This window comes from Cryobacterium sp. 10I1, assembly GCF_035019805.1.
Lineage (GTDB): Bacteria > Actinomycetota > Actinomycetes > Actinomycetales > Microbacteriaceae > Cryobacterium > Cryobacterium glucosi.
In genome coordinates this window covers 1-1,393 of record NZ_JASJVF010000462.1, presented here as the reverse complement: position 1 = coordinate 1,393, position 1,393 = coordinate 1, and the positions used below count along the sequence as shown (strand labels likewise).

At 68.1% G+C, this 1,393-nt stretch carries 1 protein-coding gene and 1 pseudogene; both read left to right on the top strand.

Features of this window, described 5'->3' with window-relative positions; all coding sequences use genetic code 11:
• The first annotated feature begins 106 nt into the window (after positions 1-106).
• Complete coding sequence (locus QN345_RS19080) at positions 107-1,051, top strand: ABC transporter permease (RefSeq protein WP_322189362.1); 945 nt, start codon at positions 107-109, stop codon at positions 1,049-1,051.
• Positions 1,048-1,393: pseudogene (locus tag QN345_RS19075) on the top strand (ABC transporter); the annotation flags it as partial. The gene QN345_RS19080 and the pseudogene QN345_RS19075, both read left to right, overlap by 4 nt.

The window sequence follows — 1,393 nt, the reverse complement described above, 5'->3', positions numbered from 1 at the left end:
CCCGCTGGGCCGGGATCGCGGCACTCGTACTGCTCGTCGTCGCCGTGGTGCCGAGTTACGTCGACCAGCGCGGCCCGGTCTCCATCCACTGCAGTGAGGAACAACGATGTTCAGATTCATCCTCAGACGATTGCTCTCTGGCATCGTTCTGCTCTTCGTGATCTCCACGATCGCGTATTCCCTTCTCTACGTCGGCGGCGGTGACATCGCCCGCCGCATCCTCGGCCAGATGGCCACCGAGGAGGGTGTCGCCCAGAAGACCGCGGCCCTCGGGCTCGACCGCCCCCTCGCCGTGCAATACGTCGACTGGCTCAGCCACGCGGTCCGCGGCGACCTGGGCACGTCCTGGTTCACCGGCCAGCTCGTCACGGTCGGCATCACCTCCCGGGTCGGCGTCACCCTCTCTCTCGTGATCGGCGCCATCCTCGTCACCGCGATCGTCGCCGTTGTGCTCGGCGTCTGGGCGGCGGTGCACGGCGGCTGGGCCGACAAGGTCGTCCAGGCCGTCTCCATCCTCGGCTTCGCGATTCCCGGCTTTCTCGTGGCCCTCGGCCTCGTCACTCTCTTCGCGCTCAACCTCAAGTGGTTCAAGCCCACCGGGTATGTGCCCCTGACCGAATCGCCGAGCGGATGGCTCGCAACGGTCACCCTGCCCATCATCGCCCTCGCGATCGGCAGCATCGCCGGCGTCGCCCAGCAGGTGCGGGGCTCGGTAACGGATGCCCTCCGCCAGGACTACGTGCGCACCCTGCGCAGCCGGGGCCTTTCCTTCAATCGGGTCGTCTACAAGCACGTGCTGCGGAATGCCGGGGGACCGGCGCTCGCCGTGCTCGCGGTGCAGTTCGTCGGACTGCTCGGCGGCGCCGTCATCGTGGAACAGATCTTCGCGATCCCGGGCCTCGGCCAGGTCGCGGTCACCGCGACCACCCAGGGCGACATCCCGATGGTGATGGGTCTGGTCGTCGCGACCGCCATCATCGTCGTCGTCGTCGTCAACCCGCTCATCAACCTGCTCCAGGGCTGGCTGAACCCGAAGGTGCGTCTCTCATGATCGATCTCACTCCCACGGCCCTCGCGCCCGTCGCCCCCCGCAGCTCGCGCCGCTCCCTGTTCGTGCGCCTGCTCAGGAACCCGATCGGCGTCGTCTCGATCTTCTTCCTCGTCGTGGTCGCGCTGAGCGCGATCTTCGCGCCGATCATCGCCACCGCGGATCCCAACCTCGCGACCATCGCCAAGGTGCTCTCACCTGCCGAGCCGGGACATCCGCTCGGCTTCGACAGCGCCGGACGCGACGTCTTCTCGCGCCTCGTCTTCGCCGGCCGGTTCAGCCTCGCCGGTGCCCTGCTCGCCCTCGTCATCGCCCTGATCATCGGCGTGACCGGCGGTCTCATCG

Bases quoted from the DNA above. Each gene is read 5' to 3' on its own strand.
- QN345_RS19080 (WP_322189362.1), top strand. From the start codon at position 107: ATGTTCAGATTCATCCTCAGACGATTGCTCTCTGGCATCGTTCTGCTC.